The 442-nt window shown below is 46.6% G+C and carries 1 protein-coding gene; it reads left to right on the plus strand.

What is annotated here, in order from left to right:
- On the plus strand, positions 1–442 hold a 442-nt coding region (locus PGX78_RS07995), incomplete at both ends, for an ATP-binding cassette domain-containing protein (protein WP_270446393.1).

Here is a 442-nt window from a genome sequence, read left to right on the forward strand (position 1 = left end):
CATTGAAATGAACTTTTTGCCGGACGTATATGTGCCGTGCGAAGTATGCCACGGTGCCCGTTATAATAGAGAAACGCTGGAAGTGAAGTATAAGGGTAAAAACATTTCCGAAGTCCTCGATATGACGGTAGACGAAGGAGTTGAGTTTTTTGCCAACGTGCCGCGAGTGCTGAACAAGTTGAAGTCTTTGCAAGATGTGGGACTCGGGTATATACGTTTGGGGCAGCCGGCGACAACCTTATCGGGCGGCGAGGCTCAGCGTGTCAAACTGGCTACGGAATTGTCAAAACGTAGTACGGGTCGGACCTTATACATTCTCGATGAACCGACTACGGGATTACACAGTGCGGATATTCATAAGCTTATGAATGTGTTGCAATTGCTTGTCAACGGAGGGGATACTGTCGTTGTTATTGAGCATAATCTGGATGTTATTAAAGTC

This window comes from Megasphaera sp. AF13-6AC (assembly GCF_027685385.1).
Lineage (GTDB): Bacteria > Bacillota > Negativicutes > Veillonellales > Megasphaeraceae > Megasphaera > Megasphaera micronuciformis.